At 43.8% G+C, this 4909-nt stretch carries 5 protein-coding genes; 2 read left to right on the forward strand and 3 right to left on the reverse strand.

Features of this window, described 5'->3' with window-relative positions; genetic code table 11:
• Window positions 1-14 precede the first annotated feature (14 nt).
• The 3 genes from B4K20_RS14325 to B4K20_RS14335 form a co-directional block, all read right to left on the reverse strand.
• Entirely contained in the window at window positions 15-293 is a 279-nt protein-coding gene (locus tag B4K20_RS14325) for a YrhK family protein (RefSeq protein ID WP_286304101.1), read from the reverse strand.
• Between the two features lie 108 nt (window positions 294-401).
• Window positions 402-797, reverse strand: a complete 396-nt coding sequence (locus tag B4K20_RS14330) for a YkvA family protein (RefSeq protein ID WP_289283417.1) — start codon at window positions 795-797, stop codon at window positions 402-404.
• 18 nt (window positions 798-815) lie between these two features.
• Window positions 816-1571 carry an endonuclease/exonuclease/phosphatase family protein gene (locus tag B4K20_RS14335; protein WP_289283418.1) on the reverse strand — a complete coding sequence of 252 codons (756 nt, stop codon included), beginning with the start codon at window positions 1569-1571 and terminating at the stop codon, window positions 816-818.
• Window positions 1572-1759: 188 nt separating this feature from the next.
• Between B4K20_RS14335 and htpG the strand changes: the two genes are divergently transcribed.
• On the forward strand, window positions 1760-3667 hold the full coding sequence (gene htpG / locus B4K20_RS14340; protein WP_289283419.1) for a molecular chaperone HtpG: 1908 nt from the start codon (window positions 1760-1762) through the stop codon (window positions 3665-3667).
• Between the two features lie 142 nt (window positions 3668-3809).
• Window positions 3810-4697 carry an Hsp33 family molecular chaperone HslO gene (gene hslO / locus B4K20_RS14345; protein WP_289283420.1) on the forward strand — a complete coding sequence of 296 codons (888 nt, stop codon included), beginning with the start codon at window positions 3810-3812 and terminating at the stop codon, window positions 4695-4697.
• Window positions 4698-4909 lie beyond the last annotated feature (212 nt).

The following is a 4909-nucleotide window of genomic DNA, read 5'->3' on the forward strand; positions in this document are numbered from 1 at the left end:
CGGTTGTCGAGCTACTATTTTTGCCACTCAGACTCAGGTATACGTTGCAGGTGAATGTGTGAAGCTAAACGTAAAGTCGGACGTAATAGAAATTGAAAACTCCCAATAATAAACAGCCATATCGCGGTTTTTTCATAGACGGGATACAGAAATAAAATACTGCCAATCAAAAACCAGATAGCAATCAGAAAGTCATTAAGAATACTGAGCACTTCATAGCGTCGACGAATCTGTAATTGTTCGTGACCTATTGTGAATGTTAATGGACTATCGAGTTTTTTTGACTCAGACATGTTCACCTCAGATATAGACGGATTTTTCAGATGACATTACACACGGCCTGTGTAACTCAAAGCAGTACATTAAATGAAAATTACTTTATCTCTGCAAGTCAGCAGAGCTTAGACACTGCCTGTGAAGCTGGGCCAAATAAGATAAACAAACCAAGCCATCAGCACACACCACAACAAGATAATTGCCCACATGACCCAACGGTTTTCTGGAAGCTGGATGGGGTTTTCCTTCGCTTTTAGCTTGCAATCGAACCAGACCTCTTCAGACATAAATTGGATAGCCAGCCAGCAGCCAATGGGTAACAGCAGCAGTTCATCCAACCATCCCAATACAGGAATAAAGTCTGGAATCAGATCGATTGGGCTAACGGCATAAGCAATGACAAGACTGATAATCATTTTACTGATGAGTGGTACATCAGGGCGCTGATAGGCGATATACAGAGCCGATATTTGAGTTTTTAGTGCCTTAGCCCAATCTTTGAGCTGCCCAAAAATGTTCATTCGCAGAGCTATGAGCAGTCAGGGTAGATCAAAAGCAGCAATAAGCGGGGCATGATCTGACAGCTGATTCCATGATGAATGAGGTGGTCTGCCGCACAATGTTGGCTCCATGCCCCGATAATAAATGCGATCCATTTTTAACATAGGCATCCATGAGGGCCAGGTGCGAGCATAACGATTATGCAATGTGCGGTAGGCTTCTTTTAGATGTAAACGCTGTGCCATACGTTTCTCTGCTTGCCCGGTCCAATCATTAAAGTCACCAGCAACAATCAGTGGTGCACTGTCCGGTACGTGTGCCTGAATGCGATCACATAACAAGCTAAATTGTTTGCGTCGCTCAATGCCAGTGAGTCCAAGGTGTATACAAATGATATGCAAAATATCGTCAGACCAGGGCAATTGAACTTCACCATGCAACAGGCTACGGCTGGCCCAGGTGAAAGGAGACACATTGATATTTTCCCAGCTGACAAGTGGGAATTTACTCAGAATGGCATTACCGTGATGACCCACTTCGTAAATCGCATTTTTGCCATAGGCATGATGCGGCCACACATCTTTGGCTAAAAATTCAGAATGCAGACCTTCCGGCCAGGTGTCATGAATCAAACCATGCTTGCTGTGCTCGCCCTGAATTTCCTGCAGTAGCATGATATCGGCATTGGTCTCCACCAAGGCATCTCGAATGGGATGCAGCGTGAACTGGCGGTTGCTGGTGTTAAAGCCTTTATGCAGATTGTAGGTCAGAATGCGGAGCTGGTTTTTCGACATGTATTTAAAATCCAATGTACTTGTGTCAACCGAGCACTATCCGGCTTGAGAAAATGAATCTCTATTATGGTTGGCCCGAAAGAAAAATCCAAGTCACAGTTATTGATGGTTTGCTCTTGATTTTAAAAAGCGCCGACCCCATCTGCTTCCCATGTTCAAATAAATAGCCATACGGAGGCATTTTTTCAATGAGTGTTGATGCACATAAGGAAACGCTAGGTTTTCAAACTGAAGTCAAACAACTATTGAATCTGATGATTCACTCTTTGTACTCCAACAAAGAGATATTTTTACGTGAATTAGTTTCAAACGCAGCGGATGCAGCAGATAAATTGCGTTTTGAAGCGTTATCAGACGATGCACTTTATGAAGATGACGCAGAATTAAAGATTCGTGTTGAGTTTGATAAAGACAAAAATACCGTCACGATCAGTGATAACGGTATTGGTATGACACGTGAAGAAGTAATCGAAAACATCGGTACCATTGCACGCAGTGGTACACGTAAGTTTTTTGACAACTTAACCGGTGACCAAACCAAAGACTCACAATTAATCGGCCAGTTCGGTGTTGGTTTTTACTCTGCCTTTATCGTTGCTGACAAAGTCACCTTGAGAACACGTCGTGCTGGTTTGACGGCTGAGCATGGCGTGCAGTGGGAATCGGCTGGTGAAGGTGAGTTCACTATTGAAACCATCGAAAAGCCTCAGCGTGGCACAGAAATTACGCTACATCTTCGCGAAGGTGAAGAAGAATTCGCAAATGGCTGGCGCTTACGTAACATCATCACCAAATACTCGGATCACATCAATCTACCGATTCTGATGGCAAAAGAGCCATTGCCAAATGAAGACGGCGAAATTGATGAAGCTGATAAAGGTGATGAAACCATCAATAAAGCCACGGCTTTATGGACCTTGTCAAAAAACGACATCACTGAAGATCAGTACAAAGAATTCTATAAACAAATTGCCCACGACTACCAAGATCCCATGCTGTGGAGTCACAACAAAGTCGAAGGCAATATTGAATATACCTCTCTACTGTATATTCCATCTAAAGCGCCGTTTGATATGTGGGACCGTGACCGCATGCACGGTATCAAGCTGTATGTAAAACGTGTCTTTATCATGGAAGACAGCGAACAATTAATGCCACGTTATCTGCGTTTCGTTCGTGGTGTGATTGATACCAACGATTTACCACTGAATGTGTCACGTGAAATTCTGCAAAGCAGCAAAACCATTGACACCATTCGTGCAGCATCAGTGAAAAAAGTGCTGAGTGAAATCAGCAAACTGGCGAAAAATGAGCCTGAGCAATATGCTGAGTTCTGGAAAGAGTTTGGTCAGGTCTTAAAAGAAGGCCCAGGCGAAGACTTTGCTAACAAAGAAACATTAGCGAAACTGTTCCGTTTTGCTACCACAGAATCTGGCTCGTCAGACCAAACCGTGTCTCTGGAAGACTACGTCAGCCGGATGAAAGACAAGCAAGAGAAGATTTACTACATCACCGCAGAAAGCTATGCCGCGGCGAAAAACAGCCCACACCTGGAAGTCTTCCGTAAGAAAGGTATCGAAGTCTTATTGCTGACTGACCGTGTCGATGAATGGCTAGTAAATTCTCTGACTGAGTTTGATGATAAACACCTGCAATCTGTCGCAAAAGGTGACTTAGACTTAGGTGAACTGGAAGACGAAGAAGAGAAAAAAGCGCAGGAAGAAACCGATAAAAACTTCGAAGACTTAGTCGAAAGAGTCAAAAAATCACTGGAAGACAAAGTCAAAGACGTGCGTATCACGCATCGTTTAACAGACTCTCCAGCCTGTTTAGTCGCCGATAACTACGATATGAGTATGAATCTTGAGCGTATGTTAAAAGCGGCCGGCCAGGATGTGGCAGGGACTAAACCGATTATGGAGCTGAACCCTGAGCATCCAATGGTGGTAAAACTGAAAGATGAATCAGATGAAAGTCGCTTTACCGACTGGACATCGATTCTGTTTGACCAGGCACTACTGGCAGAAGGTGGACAACTGGAAGACCCAGCTACCTATGTCAAACGTATCAACGAAATTTTGTTGAAGATTGCTTAGTTAAAACACGCATATGCGATAGAATAGCCGGGCAAGTAGTTGTCCGGCTTTTTTATTGGGTGAAAGAAATGTGGTGATTTCTTATCTCCTGATTTGCTAAAAAACGCTCACTCCCAAACTTAAAGAAATAGGTATCACAGTAGTGAAATCAGATTGTTTACAACGGTTTATTTTTGATAATGCAGCGATTCGTGGTGAATGGGTCAATTTGCAGGAAAGTTGGCAGGAAGTCCTAAAGCGTCGTGACTACCCTCAAGCCTTACGCAATGTCTTAGGTGAAATGATGGGCGCGGCAGCATTGTTAGCCGCCACAGTCAAAATTACTGGCCGACTGGTTTTACAAGTGCGTTCTGAAGGCCCGGTTTCTCTAATGATGGTGGAATGCACCAGCCAAAATACCTTACGTGGTCTGGCTCAGTGGGATGGGGATATCGCCGACGATGCCAGCCTGACTGATATGATGGGCGGCGGTACCTTAGCCATCACCATTGAACAAGAAGGCGCAAAACAACCTTACCAGGGCGTGGTCAGTTTACACGGTGACAATCTGTCAGAAACGCTGGAAAGCTATTTTGAGAACTCAGAACAATTAGCCACCAAAATCTGGTTATCAGCGAATGAACATAATGTGGCTGGCTTATTCTTACAGCAATTACCCAGCGAAGAAAACCAACGAGAGGATGCCCAGGAAGACTGGTTCCGTATCAGCCAACTGGCAAGCACCATTACCGATGAAGAGTTGCTAACCCTGGAATCAGAAACCTTATTACATCGCCTGTTTCATGAAGAACAAGTCAGATTATACGAACCAACTGATCTACGTTTCTCCTGTACTTGCTCACGTCAGCGAGTAGAAGAAACCATCGCCATGTTAGGGCAGGAAGAGGCCGATGACATTATCGCTACCGAAGGTGAAATCGAAGTCGCTTGTGAGTTCTGTAATCAACATTACACCTTCGATAAAGTCGATGTTGCCAAGTTGTTTAATGACACCATCGCTTCTGCGAGTGATCCCAACACCTTGCATTAGTAATAAAAATTAGTAGAAATAAAAGAGGGGGAGTTAGCCGATGCTGACTCCCTTTTTTGTTTACATGCCCAGACTCTGTAAAAAGGCACTTCCTGATGAAGTATGAAGCCAAACTAAACCAGCAATATTTAAGATGATAGTTAACCAAAACACCTGACGGAAAGCTTTCTTTTTGGATTTATGCCGTAATAGCATTTGACCAAGAATAGCTC

This window comes from Methylophaga sp. UBA5088 (assembly GCF_002414625.1).
GTDB lineage: Bacteria > Pseudomonadota > Gammaproteobacteria > Nitrosococcales > Methylophagaceae > Methylophaga > Methylophaga marina.